The organism is Paramuribaculum intestinale (genome assembly GCF_003024925.1).
GTDB lineage: Bacteria > Bacteroidota > Bacteroidia > Bacteroidales > Muribaculaceae > Paramuribaculum > Paramuribaculum intestinale.
Map to the genome: position 1 here is coordinate 1 of NZ_PUED01000310.1, position 1800 is coordinate 1800.

The following is a 1800-nucleotide window of genomic DNA, read 5'->3' on the forward strand; positions in this document are numbered from 1 at the left end:
GAATCTAATGGCATAGTCTATGTAAACACCAACCGGGTTATGACTGACGGACATAGGGACAACAGTGTCGGTGAGCGCAAGCTCATCTGGGATGAGGAGAATCGTCTGCTTGCTGTGGACGACAACGGTTTCGTGTCCAACTACTGGTACGATGCCGATGGTGAACGCACTGTCAAGACTTCGGGCGAAAGCGATCAGGTCTATGTCAACGGAGTTTTCTCCGGCGGCTCGACCAACACCGCTAAATTCTCCCTCTATGTAAGCCCGTATCTCGTGGCAAATCAGGGAGGTCGCTACACCAAGCATATCTACGCCGGTAGCCAACGCATCGTGTCCAAGGTCGGCGATTTCGCCTCCTACGGCTCAGACCCGCGTCGCATCGAGTATGCCGGTGCGAACACCGACGGTCTTTCGGTTGACTACAAATCGAAGTATGCAGCCCAGCAACAGGTAATCAAGGACAACTACAAGTTCTTCGATGTTCCCTACAACGGTACTGACAATGACAACTATGCCGATGGTGAAGGGTTCTGCTGCAACGACGGCTCTATGGAGGCGGCGGTGGCAGAGGCACGGAAGTCTCAGACCCGCGCGGTTTCGCGGTCGTTCAAAGACCCCGACAACTACGAGAACTTGCAGTTCTTCTATCATTCCGACCACCTCGGCAGCTCCAGCTTCATCACCAACCTTGACGGTGAAGTGGTTCAGCACATAGAGTATGTCCCCTTCGGAGAGGTCTTCATCGAGGAGCGAAACAACGTATGGAACACGCCTTATCTCTTCAACGCGAAGGAATTCGATGAGGAAACAGGTATGTACTACTACGGTGCTCGTTACTATGATCCACGTCTCAGTCTGTGGATGTCAACGGATCCAATGGAAGAAATTTCGCCCGATATATCCAGTTATACTTTTTGTCATAACAATCCGATAAATCGTGTTGACCCATTAGGATTAACTGACTATTTTAACGAAAATGGAGCATATATTCAAACCATAGATGATCAAAAAGATGTCAGGGTAATGGTTTTTATAACGAAGAAGGATAAGGATAAAGCTGCACTCGCAGTCAGCGAAGGCAAATGTATGGCTGTTCCATCAAGAGAAGTTGTAAAGACCATGAAAGAAACATATGATCTAACCGAGAAAACCGGCAATGAACATGGTTTCCGGGTTGGAAAAAACGGCACGATTTCCCCAATTGTTGAGGGAGAGGGCGATGTTGTTAACGATGCTCACTGGAAAGATGCAATTGACGCTCTTGTCAACGTTGGAGACAGGGTTTCCTATGATGTGCATTCTCACCCGCAGTTAATCTTCCATGAAGGTGATAGCAAGTTATTATACAATAATTTACCCTCTCAAACTGACATAGATAATACTGTTGGAGATAGTCCTAATGTAGTATTAGGTTATAAGATGGTTCAGCTTCCTAATAATCATAATACAATTGGTGGTTCACCAAATGTAACCGTTGAAAAACGAATACGATTCTATAACAGGACTGGGGCATTGAACTCTGACAATTACAAATTCTCATCATTTGAGAGAGCTGTAGATAAGATTCATAAATGGAAACCAAAGACAAAATAGCTATTAAATTAGCAATTATGTTAATTGGTGTATGCACCCTGATTTCTTGTAAAGCAATTATCTCCCCCAACACGAATGGGGGAGATGATTACTCTCTCATAAAAGTATTAGGATATGCCTATGCCAATCCAAGTTCTGGTGATACAATTAATACCATACCATCATATTCTTTCAATTTGCCTAAAAAAATGGTAAAAAGGGTGGATT

2 protein-coding genes are annotated in these 1800 nt (G+C 44.7%); both read left to right on the forward strand.

The annotated features are described in order from the left end of the window. Window positions 1-1593: RHS repeat domain-containing protein (locus C5O24_RS13055; RefSeq protein WP_107681955.1), on the forward strand; the 1593-nt coding region annotated here is incomplete at its 5' end. Then, window positions 1572-1800, forward strand: a 229-nt coding sequence (locus C5O24_RS13870) for a hypothetical protein (protein ID WP_133165601.1), incomplete at its 3' end; no start/stop codon positions are given. The genes C5O24_RS13055 and C5O24_RS13870, both read left to right, overlap by 22 nt.